At 41.8% G+C, this 23,005-nt stretch carries 27 protein-coding genes; 12 read left to right on the top strand and 15 right to left on the bottom strand.

Annotation, left to right across the window (positions count from 1 at the left end; all coding sequences use genetic code 11):
- The 4 genes from CDC33_RS36965 to CDC33_RS36955 form a co-directional block, all read left to right on the top strand.
- Positions 1-517 (top strand): DUF1016 domain-containing protein (locus CDC33_RS36965; RefSeq protein ID WP_146195944.1); only part of this gene is annotated, 517 nt, incomplete at its 5' end.
- A 565-nt stretch (positions 518-1,082) separates the two neighbouring features.
- The gene (locus tag CDC33_RS36960) at positions 1,083-1,646 is read left to right on the top strand and encodes a hypothetical protein (protein ID WP_109013504.1); all 564 of its coding nucleotides are present in this window, start codon (positions 1,083-1,085) and stop codon (positions 1,644-1,646) included.
- Positions 1,647-1,691: 45 nt separating this feature from the next.
- Complete coding sequence (locus tag CDC33_RS41505) at positions 1,692-1,817, top strand: hypothetical protein (protein ID WP_280524483.1); 126 nt, start codon at positions 1,692-1,694, stop codon at positions 1,815-1,817.
- Between the two features lie 188 nt (positions 1,818-2,005).
- On the top strand, positions 2,006-2,602 hold the full coding sequence (locus CDC33_RS36955; protein WP_146195943.1) for a hypothetical protein: 597 nt from the start codon (positions 2,006-2,008) through the stop codon (positions 2,600-2,602).
- 11 nt (positions 2,603-2,613) lie between these two features.
- Here CDC33_RS36955 and CDC33_RS36950 read toward each other — a convergent pair whose 3' ends face one another.
- Positions 2,614-3,165, bottom strand: a complete 552-nt coding sequence (locus tag CDC33_RS36950) for a tyrosine-type recombinase/integrase (protein ID WP_109013502.1) — start codon at positions 3,163-3,165, stop codon at positions 2,614-2,616.
- Between the two features lie 276 nt (positions 3,166-3,441).
- Between CDC33_RS36950 and CDC33_RS36945 the strand changes: the two genes are divergently transcribed.
- Positions 3,442-3,825, top strand: coding sequence for a nuclear transport factor 2 family protein (locus CDC33_RS36945; RefSeq protein ID WP_109013501.1), 384 nt, complete (start codon positions 3,442-3,444; stop codon positions 3,823-3,825).
- 37 nt (positions 3,826-3,862) lie between these two features.
- Here the strand turns inward: CDC33_RS36945 and CDC33_RS36940 are convergent, their stop codons facing one another.
- On the bottom strand, positions 3,863-4,183 hold the full coding sequence (locus tag CDC33_RS36940) for a DUF5615 family PIN-like protein (RefSeq protein ID WP_109013500.1): 321 nt from the start codon (positions 4,181-4,183) through the stop codon (positions 3,863-3,865).
- Position 4,184: 1 nt separating this feature from the next.
- Positions 4,185-4,403 (bottom strand): DUF433 domain-containing protein, encoded by a 219-nt coding sequence (locus CDC33_RS36935; RefSeq protein WP_109013499.1) that lies wholly within the window; start codon positions 4,401-4,403, stop codon positions 4,185-4,187.
- Between the two features lie 511 nt (positions 4,404-4,914).
- Between CDC33_RS36935 and CDC33_RS36930 the strand changes: the two genes are divergently transcribed.
- Complete coding sequence (locus CDC33_RS36930) at positions 4,915-5,445, top strand: hypothetical protein (RefSeq protein WP_219930157.1); 531 nt, start codon at positions 4,915-4,917, stop codon at positions 5,443-5,445.
- On the opposite strand, the gene CDC33_RS36925 is transcribed toward CDC33_RS36930, so the two are convergent.
- The 8 genes from CDC33_RS36925 to CDC33_RS36895 form a co-directional block, all read right to left on the bottom strand.
- On the bottom strand, positions 5,335-6,582 hold the full coding sequence (locus CDC33_RS36925) for a hypothetical protein (RefSeq protein WP_181374387.1): 1,248 nt from the start codon (positions 6,580-6,582) through the stop codon (positions 5,335-5,337). The genes CDC33_RS36930 and CDC33_RS36925 overlap by 111 nt on opposite strands.
- Complete coding sequence (locus tag CDC33_RS36920; protein WP_109013498.1) at positions 6,579-7,115, bottom strand: hypothetical protein; 537 nt, start codon at positions 7,113-7,115, stop codon at positions 6,579-6,581. The genes CDC33_RS36925 and CDC33_RS36920 overlap by 4 nt, the downstream gene beginning before the upstream one ends.
- 25 nt (positions 7,116-7,140) lie before the next feature.
- Positions 7,141-7,857: a hypothetical protein gene (locus tag CDC33_RS36915; RefSeq protein ID WP_109013497.1), complete on the bottom strand. Its 717-nt coding sequence runs from the start codon at positions 7,855-7,857 to the stop codon at positions 7,141-7,143.
- Positions 7,858-7,869: 12 nt separating this feature from the next.
- The gene (locus CDC33_RS36910; RefSeq protein ID WP_109013496.1) at positions 7,870-8,313 is read right to left on the bottom strand and encodes a hypothetical protein; all 444 of its coding nucleotides are present in this window, start codon (positions 8,311-8,313) and stop codon (positions 7,870-7,872) included.
- A 261-nt stretch (positions 8,314-8,574) separates the two neighbouring features.
- Positions 8,575-8,826 carry a hypothetical protein gene (locus CDC33_RS36905; RefSeq protein ID WP_109013495.1) on the bottom strand — a complete coding sequence of 84 codons (252 nt, stop codon included), beginning with the start codon at positions 8,824-8,826 and terminating at the stop codon, positions 8,575-8,577.
- Positions 8,827-8,930: 104 nt separating this feature from the next.
- A complete protein-coding gene (locus CDC33_RS39695) occupies positions 8,931-9,074 on the bottom strand; it encodes a hypothetical protein (RefSeq protein WP_181374386.1) in 144 nt (47 codons plus the stop codon).
- Between the two features lie 74 nt (positions 9,075-9,148).
- Positions 9,149-9,733, bottom strand: a complete 585-nt coding sequence (locus CDC33_RS36900; RefSeq protein ID WP_109013494.1) for a hypothetical protein — start codon at positions 9,731-9,733, stop codon at positions 9,149-9,151.
- Positions 9,730-10,107, bottom strand: coding sequence for a hypothetical protein (locus CDC33_RS36895; protein WP_109013493.1), 378 nt, complete (start codon positions 10,105-10,107; stop codon positions 9,730-9,732). Before CDC33_RS36895 ends, CDC33_RS36900 begins: the two co-directional genes overlap by 4 nt.
- A 226-nt stretch (positions 10,108-10,333) precedes the next feature.
- Here CDC33_RS36895 and CDC33_RS36890 point away from each other — a divergent pair, with 226 nt between their 5' ends.
- From CDC33_RS36890 to CDC33_RS36870, 5 genes are all read left to right on the top strand, one after another.
- The gene (locus CDC33_RS36890) at positions 10,334-10,549 is read left to right on the top strand and encodes a plasmid partition protein ParG (RefSeq protein WP_244919588.1); all 216 of its coding nucleotides are present in this window, start codon (positions 10,334-10,336) and stop codon (positions 10,547-10,549) included.
- 593 nt (positions 10,550-11,142) lie between these two features.
- On the top strand, positions 11,143-14,292 hold the full coding sequence (locus CDC33_RS36885) for a plasmid replication protein, CyRepA1 family (RefSeq protein ID WP_181374385.1): 3,150 nt from the start codon (positions 11,143-11,145) through the stop codon (positions 14,290-14,292).
- Positions 14,293-14,922: 630 nt separating this feature from the next.
- Positions 14,923-15,327, top strand: a complete 405-nt coding sequence (locus CDC33_RS36880) for a plasmid mobilization protein (RefSeq protein WP_244919587.1) — start codon at positions 14,923-14,925, stop codon at positions 15,325-15,327.
- Between the two features lie 2 nt (positions 15,328-15,329).
- Positions 15,330-16,859, top strand: a complete 1,530-nt coding sequence (locus CDC33_RS36875; RefSeq protein WP_109013491.1) for a relaxase/mobilization nuclease domain-containing protein — start codon at positions 15,330-15,332, stop codon at positions 16,857-16,859.
- Positions 16,860-18,730: 1,871 nt separating this feature from the next.
- A complete protein-coding gene (locus CDC33_RS36870; protein ID WP_109013490.1) occupies positions 18,731-19,255 on the top strand; it encodes a pentapeptide repeat-containing protein in 525 nt (174 codons plus the stop codon).
- 373 nt (positions 19,256-19,628) lie between these two features.
- Here CDC33_RS36870 and CDC33_RS39690 read toward each other — a convergent pair whose 3' ends face one another.
- The 4 genes from CDC33_RS39690 to parA form a co-directional block, all read right to left on the bottom strand.
- Entirely contained in the window at positions 19,629-20,147 is a 519-nt protein-coding gene (locus CDC33_RS39690; RefSeq protein ID WP_181374384.1) for a hypothetical protein, read from the bottom strand.
- 297 nt (positions 20,148-20,444) lie between these two features.
- A complete protein-coding gene (locus CDC33_RS36860) occupies positions 20,445-20,918 on the bottom strand; it encodes a pentapeptide repeat-containing protein (RefSeq protein ID WP_109013488.1) in 474 nt (157 codons plus the stop codon).
- A 488-nt stretch (positions 20,919-21,406) separates the two neighbouring features.
- The gene (locus CDC33_RS36855; RefSeq protein ID WP_109013487.1) at positions 21,407-21,676 is read right to left on the bottom strand and encodes a ribbon-helix-helix domain-containing protein; all 270 of its coding nucleotides are present in this window, start codon (positions 21,674-21,676) and stop codon (positions 21,407-21,409) included.
- A 51-nt stretch (positions 21,677-21,727) separates the two neighbouring features.
- The gene (gene parA / locus CDC33_RS36850; RefSeq protein ID WP_109013486.1) at positions 21,728-22,348 is read right to left on the bottom strand and encodes a ParA family partition ATPase; all 621 of its coding nucleotides are present in this window, start codon (positions 22,346-22,348) and stop codon (positions 21,728-21,730) included.
- A 142-nt stretch (positions 22,349-22,490) separates the two neighbouring features.
- Between parA and CDC33_RS36845 the strand changes: the two genes are divergently transcribed.
- Positions 22,491-23,005: DUF1016 N-terminal domain-containing protein (locus tag CDC33_RS36845; RefSeq protein ID WP_146195942.1), on the top strand; the 515-nt coding region annotated here is incomplete at its 3' end.

Here is a 23,005-nt window from a genome sequence, read left to right as displayed (position 1 = left end):
CCCTTATATTTTTGATTTTTTAACTTTAGGAGAAGCAGCACAAGAACGAGAAATAGAAAAAGAACTTGTTAAACACATTACCCAATTTCTTTTAGAATTGGGTGTAGGATTTGCATTTGTTGGACAACAATATAACTTAAAAGTAGGCAATGAAGATTTTTATATAGACCTGCTTTTTTATCATGTGAAATTACATTGCTTTGTAGTAATTGAACTGAAAACAGGTAAATTTAAACCTGAGTATGCAGGAAAAATTAATTTTTATCTTTCGGCTGTGGATGATTTACTTAAATCTCCTCTAGATAGTCCTTCAATTGGTTTAATTTTATGTGCAAGTAAAGATAATGTTATTGCTGAGTATGCGCTGCGTGATGTCAATAAACCAATTGGTATTGCTGAATGGCAAACTCAACTTACTAAATCACTGCCTAAAGAGTTACAACCAAATTTACCAACTATTGAGCAGTTGGAAGCAGAATTGGAGAATTTGTCTGTAGAAGTAGATAATGAAGAATGAGTAAATATATTTAATATTAGTTAGTTATCCTGCTTGTTATTCAGATATTACTATTATTAATTACAATACAATTAGACCTTTACATGTAGACATTATGAATTGTATACAAGGTATCATGTTTAAGTGTATACAAGTTAACTAGGTAAGAAACAACTAAGCAGTAAATTTCTGCGCCTAGCTCAAAAGCAGAATATACAAGGATTTGAGACTGCTTCGACTGCCCACCTTTCTTGCGCGGTCGCGCCTAAGATTGGGCGCTCGCCTCTTTCCAAAAGTAAGAAAATCCCGCCAACGAGGGCGATCAGCTATGCTGGGCGCTCTGCGCCATCGCATTTTTAGCTAATTGGTGGCTAAATGCCTTACGGTCGGCGTATTTAGAGATATGTCGTCATAGTTAGGTTTTCAGATTTTAGATGGCAAACTATATAAAGGTTATTAATGTGTAACTAGATACTTGCCATTAATATCAATATGGGTTATCACGGAAATATTCACTAAAAGTAAGTATTTTATTAAACATTAGTTTAAGTCTATAGAAGTAGAAAATCAAGGATGAGTAGAAAATATGGAAAAATCATCAAGTAAAATAGTACTAATAAAAAACGAAGATTTTTTAGAAATTATTATTCCTCCAGCCGGACTTAGAAGTTATATGAGTTTAACTATTTTTGGTGTAATGTTTATGATTTCTAGTATACCTTTGGCATTTCTTGTATTGGGTATTTATTGGGTTGATTTGCCCAATAAAATTTTTCTAGCTTTATTCTCTATTCCTTGGTGGGGTTTTAGTATAGCAATGTTATGGGTAATATGCGGAATCCTGTTTCAAAATACACGGATCAAAATCGATCAACAACAAATTTCGTTAACTCATGAAATTTCAGGATTTATCATGACTCAAGCAACCCCCAGTCAGAAAAATAATATTAATAAATTAGAACGTACTAAACGTCATATAAAATCTAGTTCTCCTAATGATGGTGGTATTATAATTGAACCCGAAATTATTATTTGGGCAGGAGAAAATAAATATAGTATTTCTAGCTCTCCTATTGTATCTGAGGCTGACCTAGACTGGTTAGCAGATGAATTGAGTGATTGGTTAAAAATCCCAATTGATAGAGATTAATTAAATAGTTTCTGCTGTTGATGCCATACAAACACCAAATAATAATTGTCAAAAAACGTCGCAGCCCAAGCCATAAAAGCCACACTGCCAGATATATGGATTCTAAATCATGATGAAGTAGATATCAAAAGTTTATCTTATCAACCTCTAGTTGAACAAGTAGAAAGCTAAATTTATTTTAGCGATTAAGTAGAAAGTAAGAAACGATATTTTCTGAAAACGAAAATTATTCTACTGCAAGCATTTCTTGAGGTTCGACCAAGCACCTGTTTAGTAGAATTACGGGGATTTTTTGAAGTTTGTAAAAATCAAATAATATTTTATAGATGCCCGTCTTCTAACACGACTGCATAAGAAATATGAAAAATATTTATAAGCTTTTAGAAAGGATAAAACAAAGACCCGGAATGTATTTAGGTCAGCGTTCCATAACTGCATTACTAGGCTTTATTTGTGGCTATGATTTTGCACTAGCAGAAAATCATATTTTGGTTGAAGAAGAAATACCTCCATTCAGGCAGTTCCATGACTGGGTAGCTCGATCTTATAAATGGTCTGAATCAACAGCCGGATGGAAAAATATTATTCTTAAAGAAGTTGGAGACGAAGCAAAAGCTTGTGATGTGTTTTTTGAACTTTTAGAATTATTTAAGCAGCGCTCCCCTGTGACTAAGCATCGTGTTTTTTTTAATTCAAATCATCAACGTACTGGAACTATATTTCGTTATTCATATATAGATGGAATAAGAACAGAATCACCTTTGCCTCAAGAAATTAGAATTGTTCACTATACAACAGATTCGGGATTTTACCGTTTCGATATCTCGCCATCTGGAGAAATTTCAGAAATTGGTTATTTTGAAACCGAACAGTTAGCAATGGAAGAAGTTTATAAAGAGTTTCAAATTTCTTTAGATGAGTGGGAAGCTTTAGATAATCAGGCTGATGCAACTTGATATCCCATAGGCTAAAACCCAATCACCGAAACCGCCTTTCGCTTCTGCTCTGGCGTAACCTCCAGATAACGCTGCAATGTCCCCAGGTCACTGTGACCTGAAATTTCTTGAATAGTTCTCAAAGGTATCCCGGCGCTCGACATCTGCGTGAGGGCAGTTCGCCTAAACGAATGGGTGCTGACTCCCTCAACCCCAATCCGCTTGCAGGCATCTCGTAAAATCTTGTCTGCCATGAATCGGGTCAGACGTTCAGTTACACCGCGCATACCTGGGAACATTGCCCCCGGTTTTAGTTGGTACTCGCCTAGCATTGCGGCTAGTGCTGGTGGGATGTCCACAATCCGGGTTTTATGCTTGCCTTTGGTGGTAGACTTGCGAAAAGTGATAGCACCAGATTTGATATCAGTCGTCTGGAGTGCTAGTGCTTCTGATACGCGACAACCAGTGAACAGGCAAATTCCAAACAGAGCGCGATCGCGGGGAGTGAGAAATCCCTCCGTGAATAATCGCTTTAGTTCGTCTTGGGTTAATATTTTGCCTTGTCCGTTGCCGTCTACTTTCATTTTTGTGATCTTAATGGGATTACACGTTTCCTGACAAACGTGTAACTGATGACCCAAAGTATTGTAACTCCGTTAGCGTCACGAAAGCGATCGCTGCCCATCAATTCCAACTTATCAATCGCAATCGCTACAACCCGCATGATACCGTTGGCTGATTAAACCTGCTTATGCTTGCAGCACGTTGACCAATTGCAGGTATAATCTAGCCACCCTTGAACGCTTGCTTCACACCCTGTACCATGAACTCATCTAGGGTCAAATTCAACAACAAACATCATGGATGCCACCCACAAAGCCCAGGTCATCGATAACGAGAAAAAACTCCTCTTAGCAATGAAAACCAATAACGTGGAACTTTTGGATCAACTGCTTCACGATGAGCTTCTGTTTAACGGGCCTAGTGGCGAAACGGCAACCAAAGCGATGGATCTGGAAAATTACCGTTCGGGAAACATCAACCTGCATACACTTGAATCAAGTGATCTAATGCTAAACATGGTCGGAGACGACGTTGTTGTTGCCGTCACGGTAGAGATACTAGGAAACTATTTAGGGCAAGAAATTGATGGCAAATTCCGCTATCTCAGGGTTTGGAAGCTATTTGAAAACAACTGGAAAGTGATTGCAGGAAGCGTGGTTACGTTAAGCACCGACAACTGAGACTGCTAGAGCTTTGACTCAATACCTAGATGAGATTTTATTCACTCACTACCGTTGCTGTACCCTTTGGTACGGTGTCAACAATTGCCAAAATTTTAGGAATCAGCACTTCTATATCTGCTAATCGATTCGATGGTGCTTGCAACACCAAAACAGCTAAATCTAGAATTGCCAAATTTTGCTGAAATGGCAGATTCCGATCTACCGTAATAAACACGTCAAACTCAATTTCGGCTAAACGCAAAAGTTCTCCATCTTTGATGCCAGCCCAACCCATCTGCGGCACCGTTTTAACAATGTGTCCAGACAACTGCCTTGCCAGTCTTCGGTCAATACACTCGTCAATCAAAATATTCACACTATGCAACCAGCTTCACAATCTGCGCTTGTGCGGCTTCCAGAAAAGCAATCACCTGTTCTCGCTTCACTGTGGGAAATCCCTCTAGAAAATCATCAATGGAATCTCCCGCCTTCAAATAATCCAGCAGGGTTTGCACAGGTACTCGCGTTCCTGCGAAGACTGGCGTACCACTCATCACATCTGGCGATGCGGTAATGATTGCTGACTGACTCATTATCCCCCTTCTAAAAGCATTGCTAGGCTATCTCATTCTAATAACTGCGCTGTCTGTTGTGGTAGTGACAGCGATCGCCTGCCCTCTCACTCCAGTTGTGCTACCACCAACCACGATTGAGATAACACCCGCTCTGTATCTGGGTTTAGGCGATAGTAACTTACTTGGTTAAGTTGCTTTAATATACTAATAAACTATAAGTATATTAAAACAATCAACTTATTTAAATAATTATCTGACTGTACCTTAATTTATCTACTGCTGTAAATTACTTAATTTATAATAGCTCCACAGTGCTTGCCTTATTCCATCTAGGTCAGACACCAATTATGGTTTAGACGTTTATAGTCAGACACTTTTTAATTTTAGTAACTTACTTTAGTTTTCTTAACCTTATGCAGTAAGCTGCCAACGTGTATTAGTAAATTACTATTAACACAGCAGTATATGACAATAATATTGTTTTAAATTTAACGTAATTGACTTTAAATTACCAATATAGAACAAGCAATATATGGCTACTAAAGACTGGTTAGATAACCACGCTAAAGTGACGGCATACCTTGACTTCAGCCTCTACGCTAGTTTAGAGAAGTGGATGAAAACACACAAAATAAAGAAAGCGTCTCAAGCTCTCACAATTATACTTGAGCATTATTTAGAGGGCAATATTCCGATTGAAGTGATGCCAGAGAACCTTGAACAAGAGGTAAAACAGCTTAAGGTAAAAGCCACTGAAATAGATGGTTTAGAGGCGACCGTAGCCGAGCAACAAAGGGAATTCAATGATGAGATTAACTCGCTCAGAACAGAAATCGATGGGCTACGGCAAGCTCTTATTAACGCGGGGTTATCATCTCTCAGAGAGAGGGTAGAGGACATACCCAGAGGCAAAATCAAATTCTCATATTCTGATCATGATGCTAAACAGGGGCTAACTAAGACTGATCTGTGTGAGCGGATAAATATCAACGGCAGTCAAATCAATCAATGGGCTACGAGCGCCGTCGGGTTTCCTCGTTGTAAATTCTTCACAGATAACTGATAGCATCTTGCCCGATGCTCGTAATTGTTCTGTCCATTGCTCCTCTGTTAATCCACTCTTGCGGTAATCTTCATAGCGCTGGCGCATTTCATCCATGTACCATTGCATGAAATCGGCTATTTCTTTGTAGCCAGTAATCAGCCGCACACCTCGCCATTCAACCTCAGTTCCGTGAGGGTCAAGCGCTACGATGTTCCACCCAGCTTGTACTTTCTTCCAAATAATCTCTCTGGTAGTCCACGACTTCCCCGCACCCATGCCACCAAATATCAAAGTGGGGTAGCCGATGGTGTTTTTGATCCAGCGATATTTGTCACTGTCTGCAATCGCCGGCTGTTCTCCCCCAGTAACCTTATCGTTGGGGTCAATCGTCCCCGCTAAAGTCTGACTCCCTTGCAAGTAAGGCGTTTTCGTCTCCCGTAGCTGCTTAATGTAATCTGCCTTCTGTTCCTCGGTCATCCCAGCCGTTTGCGCCTCAAAAATGGCATCAGTTGCCTCCATTTGGGTAACTTCAATTTCCGTGTTGGCGTAAATCTCTGCTTTTTGGATATCCACAGTGCGGTCATTGGCGATTAAATCCAAATCGGCTTGCAGTTGAACTTCTGCGATCGCAACATCTCGGTAACTCTCTAGTAGCTCGGAACGTGCGGCCATCTCTGCTTTTGCAGCATCCCGTTTTTGGGCTATGTCTTCAAAAACTGCTCTCTGCTTCTCCTCATCTTGGCAGTGGCGCAGCATCCACCCAGCAAGCGCAAACCCCAGGAATCCCCCAAACGCCCAAAAAGGCTTGTATTGGTTAGTCGCTTTCACCAGCCCATTAACGCCCATAGCTGGGTCACGCACTACTTGGCGCGGCATTCCTTCTAACTGCCATTGTGACCAATAAAAAGGGGTCATGCGAAAAGGACGGTTATCTTTGTCCTGACATACCAATGTTTTCTTTGGGGTTTTAATGCAGAAATAAATTCTGTCACTGCTCGTTCCCTGCCATGCCATCGCTGCCGAGCCAATACCCACGGTCAAACTCAACCCAATGGCAACAGCTTTCTTATCCATTGGTAGGCGACCAAACCACAGCATTAAACCCGATTGTTGCGACTCTGATAAAGTTTTATGTTTGTCACTTAAATAATTCATTTACTTCTCCTGCCACCAAATAGAAAAATCATTAATATCGCTAGAAATATGCCCACTCCTGCACCATCCATCCAACTTGAAGATTCAGCAGTTTTTGGCTGATACACCTTTTCAATTGAAGTATTAGCTGTTTGTGTAGAAGTTCTCGCTTCATTCCACTCACCCAACGGGTCGGAAAGCGCACACAATAACGCACATGAAGCACTGCAACCAGTCATTAAATTAGTGACAAAATTATTAAACCCTTCACCTGTTGCAGTGGCAGTAAAATACAGGTGTGCAGTACCCACAGCTAAGAACATTCCAACTGGGTGAACTTGCAATAAATGAAAGGTGAAAATCACTGCCGAATTTAAACAACTGCCAGCAATAATTTCACAAGCGTTACCAGCACGTCTAAATGTTCTACCTCTGTTGTTCTCTGGTAATGGTTGTGGTTGTTCTGGTTGTTGTTGTTGTGATTTCTGTGCCAGCCCTTCAAATGAAAAAGGGCTGACGCTATGAGGATCTTCATTTCGTTTCCTTACTAGCATCAGCCTGTGTCCTTTCAACTAATAGTTATCTATCGCCTAACTTCTGCCACAAGTTACCTAACATCGCACCCCAACCGCGAACTGTTCCTGTTGCAGAAACACTTGATGCTGGTGCATGATTTTGGCTAGTAACTGGTATGATTTCCTGGGGTGTTTGATTCGGTTCTAATGCCCGTGAGCCATACCTCGCACGGGCTAAAAGTTGTTGGCGTTTCTCTCTCAGTCCTGTTGTGATTGCTTGTCTTTCTGCTTGTACAACTTGCCTATTTTCGATGCCGCTAATCTTGTTTTCATGCCGCCATAATTCTGCTTGTAAATCTTGATGTAATTGGGCTGCAACTTCGGTTAAAGCGTGCTTACGTTTTTGGTCAATTCGCAGGAGGTCTGCTCTATCTTGGGCATCTATTTTACTCATCTCCGAATCGAATTCCGAGTTAAGTTTGCGAATTTTGGCGATAGCACCCGCAACATGAGAGCCATATTGTTTACGAAGTTCGACCCAGGTAACTTGTCCTTTGGTCAGCTTCTCCATCGCCTCAAAGACGACCTTGGCATTGTCCAAAAATGGTTCTAGTCTGTCAGATAATTCTTGGGCATTATTCGCATAATCAGCGAACTGTTCGAGCTTATTTATATCGGAAAGATAGCCCAGAATATCAGACTCAAACCCTCCCCATGCTTGCGCTTTTTCATCAATATGGCTTGCATGACCAACGACCGGATTACGTATTGCAAAATCCATTGCGTTATTCTCCTAATAAGGTATGTAGTCGTAGTTGATATCACTCGACTCTTGGGGCACTTCATCCCAGTAACCCATCTCTTCAAATCGGCTATAAATTCTCGTTGCTAATTGCCGTATTGGATCATCAAAATCATCAGAAATTAAATCAAATCGGTTCTCACCAAATGCCAAAATATTTGCAATGTCCGCGTCAATCCCATTACCCAAGAATTGACCAAATGCAGCAGAGTATGGATGGTCATCAATGGTTTCATGAGTTGCTAGAAATTCCGTCCCAGTGAAGGGTGGGTAATCTTCACTCTCGAATATTGGCGTGGAGAGTGCCTCAATATCTGCCTCAATCCTTGCTGCCCATTGTTCAGGATTTTCTGCTTTGAATTGCTCTAATCTCAGGGCGGAGTCAGTCAGAGGCGATTTGCCCCAATCGTTGGGATTTCTGTAATCGAGTGTCATTTGTTAGAATCCTTGTGTACTTTCGTTTTTGCGGCGAGAGATACGTCCTGATTAGGCGATCGCCAAGCTTGCCGGCAGGTGCAATCGCTTCATCATCAGTTCTCACAAAACTCAACAAGTTCAAAAACCTCCCTCTGCACTTGGTTTTGACTTAATTCTTTACGCCTGCCCTTGGAGTCATTGAATATGAAAGGGGCATTGACTCCACAATTAGACTGATGGCTGTAGCGGAGTTGTTGACCGCGAAATTCGTACAGGTGGTTACGTTGTAAGGCTGTCGTTGAAAGCATTTGTTTGTCCCTCAACTTGAGAGTAGAACTCGATATTTAGGATTGCTTCGTGAATCTCGAAGAGTGCCTGAATTGCGTCACCGAGGCGGAGGTCATTTGACGTAGTGAATCGCTCTGATGCCTCCAATTTCATGTACTCTGGCGTTGCCCTCAACATCCTCAAACTCTCTTCTTTCCCTTTGAGAATTGCTAAAATTTGCTCTACAGTCAAAATTTGCTGCATAGATATACGCTCCAAAGAAACTAGGAATTGTGATGCAAGCTATTAAAAGGACTGGGCGGATTTTGAAAGCAAGCCACTGATAATCAGACTCTAATTTGTCCCTATTATTGTTTGTTTTGGTTGACATACATTACTAAGCCCACAGTAAATAACCCAACTCCTAAAGGCGATATAACTGCTGCTACACCACCAATTAGGGAGAGGGTAGCCACACCAGAATAAAAACAAACTTCAGTTAGTAAGTGCATTTTTCTTTCCTTTGAAATGAAGTGCAAGAGAAATAGAAATCTGGCATCGGATAATGCCATCTTTGAAGCAATATCTAGGGGTTTGCTGCTAGGTTCAGAATTTCTTGCAATGACTTTTGAGCAGTTCGCTGTTTCTGGGTTATTCCCCGTTGGGACAAAAAATCTTTGGCGTTCACTCCTTTGATGGAATGAGCAGCAGTCACAAATTCGGCTGCAAACTGGTCTAAATAGCTTTCTAAGCCATCTCTGACAGTGTTGGAATGAATTTCTACAAAGTTGTCTACAACTGCTTGACCACTCAAATAAGCGAGGGTAGAAGCGATTTTCTCAATGGTCAGCACGTAATTACCAGCAAATTCTTGAAGGGCATTGACAGTACCATCAATAATCTGTTGCTGTTGTTCTATTGGTAAAGGACTATCGCTAGAAGGAGCAATCGCAGCTACTTCCCCCGTGTTTTGTTCAAGAGCCTTCTGCTTGAATGTGTTGGCTAGGGTTTCAAATTCTGCCAAAGTTATTTCCTTGAGGCTATCAAAATCATCGGGGTAAGCTTCTTGGAGGCTGAATCGGACAATCTCTTCAGCAACTCCCAAACGTTCGGCAGATTCTTTAATAGAAATCATTTCTGGCTTATTGGTTTTGGTGGAATTAGGATTCATGCAGCTGTACCTCTTTGAATTACTTGGGCGAACTGTGCTTGAAACTTGGCTTGACTGAATTCCTGGGGATACTTTTTGATGTAGTTCTTTACCCGTTCGACAGAACGCAGATTAGCCATCACTCGTCCAATGCGGGACAGAACCCAGCTTTGGTACGGGGATAAAGGGCAAGAGCGATCCGTACTGCCATCAGTTTTTACTGGGTAGGCTTGCCGATAGCCATCTATGCGGTAAAGAGCTATACCGTCCCAACTGACCAAAGTTGAACGAGCAACGTTAAGAATTTTTGCTAGTTCAGATTTCGTAACATAACTTGAGCAAAACAGACCAGGGGAATCTAAATCAAGTCCCCGTGAGGGATTTGATGTTTTCATACTTCATTTATTGATTAATGGTCAAACAGTAATTGATAGTCAATAACAAATGCTGACAAGTAATCAACAGGTATTGACAACTAACGGTAGCTTTGGAGTGTCCACACGCTAAAAGGATTGATTTATAAGGTTTTTCCTTACTCGGCAGACACGAATTGGTTAACGGCTGTTGTTGTTTCTCTGTCTTGTCTGTTATCATAACGTATATCGCGCAATCGCGCAATACGTGGTAGACGAAGATGCCGGAGGTGATGCGAGAATACTAGATATCGCGCAAAGAGAGAAAATGTCTAAGAAAATTCCAGAGGGAATGACTGAGCTAAGTGTCTATGTGGACAAGGATGTGAAACTGAAATTTAAAGTGGCCTGTACTAAGCAAGGTAAGCCTATGGGTGAAATAGTAAACACATTACTCAAGGATTGGCTTAAGACAAATGAGTAAAGACGCGATCGTAAAGGGGAAACTAACCTATCACTCAAGCTATAGCCAAACTAGTAAGATTTGATGGATTTATTAATTGGTATCTATATACGGATTTCTGACTTTTTACTGACTGTTAGCCAAATGACAATATGTGCCTAATGTTACTCAATGATATGCTGACAAGCAAACAACATCTCAACCCCAACCAACTAAGTTCTATTTATGGTTTTAAATCGTTAAGAAATTGAGCTAATAAGCCAAAAAGTCTGCGAGGTACGAACTCACAGACTTAGGCTCAAATTCTTCATTTGATTTCGGTTGTTGTAATTTGTGGCTTCGGTGCTTGGAACCACCTACCACGCGTCCACCCCGCCAGAAAAGACAGAATGTAAAACCCCCACTGGAGTAAGAATCAAGTGGAGCCTTTTATTGATTATAAGCCTTACTTCCAACAGATTAAAAGGGAAAAAAGAACTTATTTGAAGGCTTTACCCAAACTACTTGACTCTTTCCCCTCTACCGCACAAGTTACGCCAACTGTTCTGTAGATAGAAGTTAACATTCAGTCTTTTCTTGGCGAGGGCAATTTAACCCCTGCCAGGAGAAAGAAATTGAAAAATCTATCAAGTGTTCTACCATCTGTTCAAAATCTACTGCCAGTAGAAAGCTTAAGTGAGTTTGCCAGCCGAATTGAGCGAGAATTTCTTATCGGCTCTGCGATCGCAATTTCTCTGTACACTGATAACATCCGTATCGTCTCCGACATAGAAATTAGTGCTGGGGGGGATGTCTCAACCCCAATCCACGACGCACTGAACTGGAAATATACCAGATTTGGGCATCAAGCCAAACCCACACTCCACGCCGCAATATTTATTAACGAAGACGGTAGCCCCTGGCAAGGCAAACTCAGTAAACCCAGGATTGACACGAAAAAAGACAAGGATCAAAAATACGAAACCCCAATTGGCAACGGCTCACGGGCTTATCTCCCCACCGTCAACCGAGAAAATAGACGCTCAATAGCCAACCGCTACGGCGTAGAAGTCCCCCCTCCTGGCGAAAGTTTCTGGAACTGGCTAGAACTCCACCCAGAAATCCCAATCATCATTACAGAAGGGGGTAAAAAATCCTTATGCCTGTTGTCACAGGGGTATGTAGCCATTGCCCTTTACGGAATTAACGGCGGCTACCGCAGCAAGGATTTATTAGGCAACCAAGTCTTGCCCTATCTAATCTCAGATATAGCACGATTTGCTGTTAAAGGGAGAAAATTTACCCTCGCCTTTGACCAAGACACCAATACTCTAACCCAGAGACGAGTTAACGCTGCGACTTTCCGCTTTAGCCGATTACTGACCGCCGCCGGTTCAATAGTTGATATCGCCATCTGGGACGGTCAAAAAGGACTGTGTAAAGGCGTTGATGACCTGATAGTAAATGCTGGCGTGGCTGCGTGGTCAACAGCCTTAAACCAAGCCCTTTCAGTAGCACATTGGCAGTTGTGGCAACGCTTAGAAAATCGGTTAACTTACGAACCCTCATTAAAACTAACCACAGCCGACTTATCGACCTTAGAGATCAAAGACTTACCTGAGTCAGGAATTATTGCCCTTAACTCAGGCAAAGGCACTGGTAAAACTAAGTTTATGGCCAAAACAACAGCGCATTCTCCGAAATTATTAGCACCGAGTCACAGAATAGCGCTCGTACAGAATTTATGTGCCAGGGCTTCTTTAGATTACCGAGGCGACTTAGATAAAGTCAACGGCAATTTTATCAAAGGATCAGCTTACAGCTTCCGAATTGGTTTCTGTGTTGATTCACTCCTAGCCATCGACCCGAAAAAATTTGCTGGCTGTGACTTAATGATTGATGAAATTGTCCAAGTTGTTCGTCACTTATTAACTTCTAGCACCTGTGATAAAGACGGGAAACGTCCAGCATTACTAGCAAGATTTGCAGAATTAATTAGAGTCGCCCGGAGGATAATTGTTGCTGACGCTGATTTAAACAACCCAACCCTAAATTACCTCTGGGAACTGAAAGCAGATCCGGCTCCAATCTACTTAATTTATAACGACTATCAACCCAAACCCTACCACGTCACATTTATTCAAGCCAAAGATAAATCAGCTGTTATAAACGAGTTAATCCAAAATGCACGGAACATCGAGCAAGGTAAGGCGCTATATGTCACCACAGATAGCAAAGCCACCAGCAAGACAACAGCCCGACTGCTACAAAAAGAAATTCCTGGTATTAGAATCCTGCTAGTTAACTCAGAAACCAGTGGCAATCCTGATGAAAAAAGGTTTTTGAAAACTCCCGATGCTGTGATTGCAGAAGGATTATATGACGTAATTATTTGTTCTCCCACAGTCGCCACCGGAGTCAGCATAGAAATTCCAGATTTTGTCGAGAAAGTCTATGGAATTTTCACCGGGGCATCATCCACCGACGCTGATATGTCCCAATCTTTAGCCCGACTACGAGACAACGTAGACCGCACAGTTTGGTGTGCCAAACGTGGGACAAATTACTGTAAAGTTTCTCGTTCCAGTAATTATCTAGAAATTAAAGCCCAATTACAACAGAGAACAGATGCCACTGTTAGCTTAGTCCGCTCCAACCTCAGACCAGATATTGTTGAAGGTATTGCTAATTTCGATTGGCAATCAAACCCTCATGTTAATTTGTATGCCCGAATTAGTGCCGAGCAGAATTATTCGATGATGAATCTCTCTGATGCACTGCTTATAAGACTAAAACATGAAGGGCATCAGATTAAAATTGATAATCGAGAATCGGATAAAGCTGTCAAACTGTTACTAAAGTCAGCCAAAGACGAAATCAAACAAATTGAAGCCAAAGACATAGTAGCCGCCGCCGATTTAACTTACCCAGAAATTGCCCTCTTGGAATCCCAAGAGGCAGTTTCACCAGAAGACGCACTAGCAATTAGAAAATATTACCTGAAAGATTTCTACTGCGTAGACGAGCTAACTCTAGAAGATGTACTTTGGGACAAAGAAGGCCGACGACGCGGGGAACTGCTCAATTTAGAAGCGCAACTTAACCCTGCATTAGGAATTGACAGAACCGCCAAATCATTAGAGAAACAAGCTAATTGGAATCAAGCTGTTTGCCCGTGGGATATTTCTGGTACAGCGCTGCGGCGCTCTATGCGAGAAGCATTTGGATTAAACGACTTTTTAGATCCAAAAAAAGAATGGACTAAAGCTGACCTCAAACCCTACGCCGACAAGATTCGCCTTTATGCCCCAGAAATATTCCACCATCTCAAACTCACCATTAGCGACAAAATGAGTGATGTTCAGGTTGTGCATCAGATGTTATCGCAGTTGGGAATCAAAGCGGCTTTTCGCTGGTCGAGGTTTGAGCCGGGGTTTGAGAGGCAAAAAATTAAAGTCTACCGACTGGATGCTGAAATCTGGTCTAACCTGATGTCCATATTAGCTAAACGTGCCGCACGACGCGAAAGGCTGAAAAATCTTGGAGAGTCTGATGGATCATCTATGTCTTTTAATATTCAAAATAATCTAGGAGATCCAAATCAACATCACCCGAAATCCCTTATAGAAACGTTGATTGGACTTGTATGTACCGTCACAGGAGATGATGACCAGTTCTTGGTACAGAGCAAAACATTAGATAGTAGCTTAAGATGTCTGAACTTAACCAACAATACAGTGGTTTTATTGCCGTTCACTGAACTTACACCAGTAAATAGGGACTGAAATAGACTTGACTAATTTTAAAATCATATTTGCACTGCGGTCTTCAAAAAGCAGTCTAGTTTTAGCGTGGTTAATTTCTCTCCATTTCGTATTACGGCTACGCCTTATATTTTTTAGTGTGGCAGCTTCGCTGGTAGTCTTATTCAAGCTAATGCTAAAAAATCTGACTATTACAGCTACGCTAAATCAGAGAATTTTACTTAAAACAGCTACGCTGAATTATTTTTTAGTATTGTGGCTACGCCGGACTATTATATTGTGTGGCAGCTTCGCTGAAGAAGAGAATTTTCATATAGCAGCTACGCCGTTTTTATTTCTTCTATTGTGGCTACGCCGAACCAGAATTTATCTCTTGCTTGATTATCTTAAATTCCGGCTACGCCGTTGCTATCTCCCTCTGTAGATTGTAGGATAGTCAGCATCACGGCTACGCCGTTGTACTTCCGCCCTCAGCCTCTCGCTGTGCCCTCCGTACATACGTAGCACTCGACACCTCGCTTACCCCCCATATTTTGGCTAGAAGCAAGCCGTGCCTTTTGCCTACGGCAAACCTCGCTCCGCTCGGACGACAGGCTTGCCAAAGTGGGAAGCATCCCCCTTTGGAAACCCCCTCTCATACCTCCCACAGTTATGCGTCCCAAACTGTCAAAAAACCTGCTTCGTACTAAGACATTAGAAGCTCGTGTCAACGCAATCGAACACGAGATGATTAAGTTGAAAGCACAAGACGCGGGACTAAGCATAGCTGAATTAACTAGACGCAGTGTTTTATTAAAACCACTGCCCAAACGACTGAGCAAAATAACCCTAGCTACTTACCGAGAATTAGTCCGCATCGGCAGCAATATTAATCAACTCACTAGAGCTACTAACACAGCTATTAAAATGGGACTGCGACCACCCGCAGATCCAGAACAACTAAAACAGCTACAAGAACTCTTACAACAAATTGGTCGGGAGTTGTCCCAAATCGAAACTGAAGTTACTGATGACGATGACATTGATGATGACAGTGATTCGGAAGACTGGGAGTAAAAATGATTGGCAACCAAACCAAAGGTAAAAGCTTTCGCGGACTCCTTGACTATCTTGAAAACAAAGAGGAGTCATCCTTAATTGGCGGCAATATGTTTGGCACAAATGCCAGAGAATTAGCCAGAGAATTCCGACTGTCTCGACAACTTAATCCAGAAGCAGAAAAAGTAGTTCATCATGTTTCGCTTTCACTAAGCCCAGGCGAACAACTAGACAATGATACTTGGTGCGAGATAGCCGACAAGTACATCGAGGAAATGGGTTACACAGCTAACCAATATGCCATCTACCACCACAGCGATCGCAACCACGACCATATACACATTTGCGCCAGCAGAATCAGTTTGGATGACGGCAAGATTACCCGTGATAGCTGGGAGTATGTGCGCTCTGAAAAAATCATTCGACAGCTAGAACTAGAATATGGGTTACAGCAGACCCTCAATAGCAAGGAGAAACTGAACCGCGCCCCCAGCGTAGGGCAACAGCGACGAGTTGAAAGAGAACAACTAGAATATGAGCAGGGTGAGAGAAACACGCCGCCACAACAGCCAATCAAAACCCAACTAATTGAATTAATTGACCGCGCCACAGTAGATAAACCGACTATGCCCCAACTGATGGAACGATTGCAACTGTTGGGTATTGAGATGCGTCATGGGCTAACACGCAACGGTAAAAGTAAAGGCATCTCTTACTCATGGAATGATCAGAAATTTAGCGGTACATCTTTGGGGCCTGCCTATACCTTCCCAGGACTGCAAAAACATCGTGGCATTGACTACCAACCAGAACGTGATGATGAGCGCATTAATCAAATTCTGGTGATTCCTGCTAAACCACTCCCAATTGAGCAGTTAGAAAAGTTTCTTCAAGAAATTGAACGCAAACAACAGCCCCAGTTCACTCCACCACCAGAGGATAAAGTTGTTTGGCAAGTGTTGCACAAGTATTTGGACGAGAAACGCTATATACCAGATTATATTGTGCAAGGATTACATAATAATCAGTTGCTTTACATGGATGAGCAACGAAATATTTTGTTTATCAAGCGTGATTTAGATGGTGAAAAAACTGGTGCATTAGTTTGGTCAAAGCCTAGAGAAAATCATCGCACTGTGGAGTACGACCAAAACACCTCTACACAAAAAGGTTGGTTTTATCTGAGATTGGGAGGGCAACCAACGGACAAGGTAGAAAACGTCTTTTTGTGTTCTACACCAATTGATGCCATGTCAGCAGCCACCTACCTGATCTCAAGTTGCAAGGGACTACCACCAACTAGAACCATGTTGATGGTAGCTGATGACCCGAATAACCTACCTATGGAATTTCTCAAGAGTTTCAATAGGGTGGTCGTAGCATTCAATAATGATTCGCAAGGGAATCTTGCTGCTAGTGCAGTATTAGAATTATTGCCACAGGGTAAAAGGCTCAAAACCCATAATCCTGATTGGAGTCAGGAACTAGAAGCTCATCTCAGGGAGGAGCAACAAAAGCAGAAACAGCTTGACCGTGGTTTTAGCTTGTGAGTCACGCAGAGCGTACACCTGACTCGTGGGTTAAGTTCAAGAAAGAATTTTTGAAACACAATTGCAACATATCATGATTACGCATTGTCAATAAGACCCAATCTTATTGACAATAAAAATAGCGCCTCAAAGTGGCTGTAATTGAGACTGAATAAGAGTTACAGAAGATTTTTTTCAAAAACACTGGACGGCCAAAAGGACAAAAACTGGTCATTTCTGTCCTTTTGGACGGCCGTTGACAGGTGGGCATTTGTCAGCAGAGCATGACAATTGAGTAGGGTTGGCGTTCATTGGACGGCCAAAAGGACAAAAAACCACTGTTTTTGTCCTTTTGGACGGCCAAAAATATTAGTGTCAGATGAGACTGATTTACTACGGTTAAACTACACCAAATTTACGGGTTTACGAGTGTTTAGTGTAGTTGTTGCGTTAGACGAGTTTCTGTTTCAGTTAACGCTCAATATATACAATGACTCCTGAACTCACAGTGGAAATTTCAGATTCACTTACTGAAGAAGTTGATCGATTGAGCGAGATTTTTGAAGTACAGTTGCAACACAAAAGTATTATAGATTCTCAATAATTTTAAAGTTATTGAGAATGAATAAGTTTGATAAAAGTGGCTAAAAGGTAGTTGGTGTATGTATTAGACACCAATTTTTCAAAAAAGCGATGTGCAAAATAGCAGACATTTTGTAGTGAATAATCAAAGTTTCCTGACAGCTATAAAAGTTTAAAGCGTGTATAAGCTGTGCAAGATAGCAGACATTTTGTATATGAATCGGGGTTTTAGGTGCAAAATGTCTGCTAATTGTAACTGTGATTAATCAGACAATTTCACTACTTAAAACAAGTTTCATCTCTATTAACAAGCGTGGAGATTGTAAAATGAAGAATTTCTATTCAGGCATGAAGAAAAAAATCGGATGTTAAGTGGGCTGGATTAAGTTAATGAAATAATTATTGAAGCACAATTGCAACATAAATGTATTATATATTCTCAATAATTTTGAAGTTATTGAGAATAAAACAAGCGATAAAAATTTGCTGTAAGTCATAATCAGTAAGCATTACGCCCGAACTTTTCGCAAAATGTCTTATGCTCAACTGGTAGCAGTAGGGCTGCTCTATAGCTACCAGTTGGGGAATGATCAAATTTTCAACAACTCGCTTTTTTACTACTCAACTGGTAGCTGTGTGTCACCAGTTGAGCTACCCAACAGCTACCACTTGGGCAAGGTATTTAGAACTACTATTTCAATACTGCTAAACTACATAAACCGTATGTAATAAGTGGTGTTTACAGCATAGCTTTTGTGTAACTCACAAGTGGAATGCAGTTGTGATAGTACAAATGTAGTGCAAAGTAATATGAAAAAGTAGAGTTTTGCTCAAGAATTGATTCTAAGCAATGATTTGGCTTTAGATGACGCGCAAATACTCATTTTTGATCCAAAAGGTGTGAGCGTCAGTTGTCAGCAAAACAGAAATTCTCCGCACAAATACTCCCTATTGCTACCCGCGATACTCATTTTTGTATCAAGTATTCTTATTGTGTCTAGGCAGACAACAGTGTACTGAAGATAATTTCCAGGTCAGGTTTGATCACAAGAATGGAATGCGATTTTTGGAGTAGACCCGTCAGTAGCCGTAAAGCGTATTGACCCGACGAACTCGTGACCGCTACGCTCTCGGAGTCGGTGGCTCTTACGGGCAGAAAGATTACTGATTGGGCCAACTAGATCCTGCAAGCCCGCAAGAGCCACTCCGCTGCGCCGACTCCGAGCCACGAGTTCTTAAATCCTGGTTATATGACATCAAGGGGAAGTTTAGAAAGGATAGTATTAATTGATGCTGGTGCGGGGTAGGTTATGACTGAATCAGAATTGCTGGAGCGTTATGCTGCTGGGGAAAGAGATTTCAGTGGAGTAAAGCTGGATAGCCCCAGATTGAGAGATGCCGAATTGCCAGGGATTAATTTGAGTGGTGCAATCTTGTTTGGTGCCAAGCTGGACAGAGCCAATCTTAGTGGTGCCAACCTCAGTCATGTGAACTTGGGCAGTGCTTGGTTGGAAGAAGCTAATCTCAGTGGGGCTAACCTCAGTCATGCTGTTATATCCGATGGGGTTTTGTCTGAAGCTGACTTGAGTGGAGCTAACCTCAGCTATGCCGACTTGACTGCCTGTCCTTTGGATGGGGCTAACCTCAATGGGGCTAATTTGACTGGAACGCTCATCGGTAATGAACCGTTGCTCAAAGGAGCTAACTTGACTGATGTCGATCTGAGTCGAGCTAGAATTGACCTCCCTGGTGGGATCGAGAACCCAAGGATTGAGGGAGCTATTTTCTGTAATACCACTCTGCCAGATGGTACGAAGATCATTAGCTTTTTCTAAATGGTATTGCACTGAGATATGCTAACTGAATATTAATACATCGGTGAAAGGTTAAGATAAAGAGCATTTTGTCAATCAGTTAAAATACTCAAAATAGTCTCATTAGTGTCGCGCAAGAAAAAGGCAAAGCCGAAGACCCTGTTAAGTATTTCGCTGCCAAGGAAAATCAAGATTTAGGAGTGGTCAAAGCCAAACGATTGCCAGTCTCCAAGCTGGATTTGTCTCCTTTTCCTGCACCCTCTTGACAAATCTGTAATTACCTTAACCTCTCACGGATGACCAGTCCCAGATTAACCCATAAAGCGCGATCGCCTTGCCCGATGTCGGGAAATAGAGGGGAAGACGACATTAAAGGGAAAGCGGTTAATTTAGATCAATATATAGTGGTTAATGAGAAAGTGTATAGATGAGTATAAATGCTGAGGAATTGTTGAGCTTCTACGCTGCTGAACGGAGAAATTTCGCTACTGCTACTATTGAGGACAGACGTGAAGGTTTTTTCAGAGGCGTTGACCTCAGTGGCATTAATCTGAAAGGTTGTTTTATTGATATCGACTTCAGTGGTTCTACTATGAGGAACGCTATTTTCAGCTATGCTAAATGGGAGCTTGTTGTATGGGAAGATATTGATTTCACTGGTTCCGATTTCACTGGGGTAAAAGGTATAACGGGGTCTACCTTCATTAATTGCAATTTCAGGGATACTATCTGGGATGGAGCCAATTTGTGGCAACCCGCCTTCGTAGAGTGTACTTCCCCACATTTCGACCGCTTCAAGAATGTCCAAGTTCCTGAAATTAAGTTCCTCACTAAATCCCAATACTTCGGCAACTAGAGGATAATTAAGATTTTTCTTTTCGCTGCCATCTTTATATACTGCTACTGCTATCAATAAAAATTTAGTCTATTAAGAAAAAACTAAGAAAAAATTTTGATTATTTGGCTAATGTAGCTTACACCATAAGGTTCTTAAGCGCCAATATGTCGCACCTTGATTGCGAAGTCGTAGGCGATCGCAATTTTTCAGGTGCGACCGCATAATAGAGATGCACAACACTGGCTCTCACAACCATTGATTTCGCCCGGCTGTGGCAACCCTTGTAAGAAACTATGGGCAGAATTTTCTTACCAGGAGCATCTAATACTAATTACTTGATATCTTCTAGCCGACACAGAATTGATAAATTTCTCAGTCAATATATTCGGTTCTGACAGTACCATCCGGCATGATGGTGTTACAAAAGGTGATCATTCCCCCACCACCCGTAAAATCAGCACTTCTCAAATCAGCACCAGTCAAATCAACACCGTGTATTCTGACAGACACCAGTTTGGCTCCGCGTAGATTAGCGTTGATTAGTTTGGCTCCGTCCAAGTCAGTGCAATACAAATTAGCATTACTTAAATCAGCATTAGTCAAGTTAGCAGATGTCAGGATAGCAATTTCCAGATTGGCATAACTTAGGTTTGCGCCACTAAAGTTTACGTAGCGCATATCGGCTCTAGTCAGATTAGCACCACTCAAGTTAATGTTGCTGAGATTATTCATAGCGGAATCATATTTACGAACCTTAGCAATATTGAGCTTGATATCACTCAAATCAGCCCCACTAAAATCTCTTTCTCCAGCAGCGTACCGCCTGTACAAATCAAGAACATCCATAACCCAACTCCTACCTCTTTAGCACCCAACCGAGAAGCTTTTGGTTCAGTTTTGATAAGCATACCGTAATTGCACAGGTTTGAGCAGAAAGAGCGCAATCACCAGAGCGCAACGGTAATTATATTTGAGGATAATGCCCTGATCAATGTCTTTTGGTTGTGCTGAATTTGGGTTAGGAGAAACGTTTCTCCTAAATTCCTGATCATGTGTCTCCTGTCGCTGTTAGGGCGAGAATATTTCTAAGATTTCAACGTACTCTTATAGTTCAGCAATCGGTAAAACTTGCTCTTATATCCGAAGATGAATGGTTACAGGTTTTGTCGCTATGCAGTCACTTGTCCACTAGTGAGGCAAGACTTGGGGCGAGAGCCTTCTACACTCCTTTCACCCGCTCTCCGTTTTGAAAGTAGCGTCAAAAATTTCTCAAATATTTGGTTTAGGAAAAACGTTTCTCCTAAATTAATTTCTATGTGTATCCTGTCGTCGGCTCAAGCTATTGGCTTCTTGTTGTATTTATCAAACAGGTCATTTAAAGCTTCAGCTAACAAAGCTTGAACTGTAGTGTCTTGTTCCAATGCCAATTGCTTTAACTGCTTAGATACAGCCGGGTCAAAATGACCGGCGATCGCCTTTTTCCCCTGCCTGGAAGGTGGCAGTTCGGGTTTATCATCTGCCTGAGCAGGAGAAGGAGAGCGTTCATCGGTCGCTGGTTTCCCAGATGCAATTTGTAGAGCGTCTGCGAGATTCTTCTTAGCCATATCTATATTGAAGTTCGGATTATAAGTTTACTTGTATACAAGTAATATAATTTATATGTTTACTTGTTTACATATCCACTTGTAAAGTTGTTCAATTTCCTCGGCAGCCCTACCCGAAGGTTCATATTCTTGGGCTGTTTGTCCTGCTGTCAAGCTATGCACAAATGCCGCTCGTTGTCCTACCTGGATGGGGGCAACTGCAACTCCATAAGTGGCAATTGCTTCAATGGCTTCACTAGCTGAGGAACCGCGTGGAGGAACAGCATTGAGGACAACAGTTACAGTTTTGTTAGCAAGTTTTACTAGGTCGATACTATCGCTGATTGCTCGTAGGTCGAGAATTGCAGGACGGCAGGGAATCAAAATTAAGTCAGCTGCACGGATAGCTGCCAACGCTGCGGTTTCTGAGTGCGGTGCTGTATCAATAAAAACTATATCTGCCCCATTACTAGCGGCTGCTTCTAAAACTTTTGGTAAACGGGCGGCTTGTGCTGAGACAACCGCAGGAGCATCAAGGGTTCTACTGTCCCCCCAGCCAGCAGCCGAAGCTTGTGGATCTAGGTCGATGATGGCTGTTGATAAGCCATCAATAGTGGCAGCAACAGCAAGATGCACCGCCAGAGTTGTTTTACCAGCACCGCCCTTTCGAGAAATTATGGCGATTGTTTTCATGTAGATAAGAATACATATAACAGTGTTAACACGTTAATATATGAAAATGTTTACAAGTTGACAAGTTAGATTGTAGACAAGTATCAGGTACGCGATTGGCGCAGTAATTTATCAGTAAGCGGGGAATTAAGAGTTAACTGAAATGGACAATTATGACAATTTCTTGCGCTCGTTAAAAGAACGCATACGCAGTGCCCAAGTACGAGCGGCATTGTCTGTTAACCGCGAATTGATATTACTCTATTGGCAAATTGGGCGAGATATTCTTCTTCAACAACAACAACAGGGATGGGGTGCAAAAGTTATCGAACGTCTCGCCAGAGATTTAAAACAAGCTTTCCCAGAGATGAAGGGATTCTCAGCACGTAATCTAAACTATATGCGGGCTTTTGCTGAAGCTTACCCAGATGAGCAAATTGTGCAACAGCTTGTTGCACTAATTCCTTGGGGGCATAATGTTCGTATTTTGGATGCTATCAAAGACATAACAGCAAAGCTATGGTATGTACAAAAAACCTTAGAAAACGGTTGGAGTCGAAATATTTTAACTCTACAAATTAACAATAGACTTTTTGAACGTCAGGGGAAAGCTGTCAATAACTTTGACGTTATATTACCTTCTCCTCAGTCAGACATCGCTAGAGAAACTTTAAAAGA

The organism is Nostoc commune NIES-4072 (assembly GCF_003113895.1).
GTDB classification, from domain to species: domain Bacteria; phylum Cyanobacteriota; class Cyanobacteriia; order Cyanobacteriales; family Nostocaceae; genus Nostoc; species Nostoc commune.
This window is presented reverse-complemented; position numbering and strand designations above follow the sequence as displayed.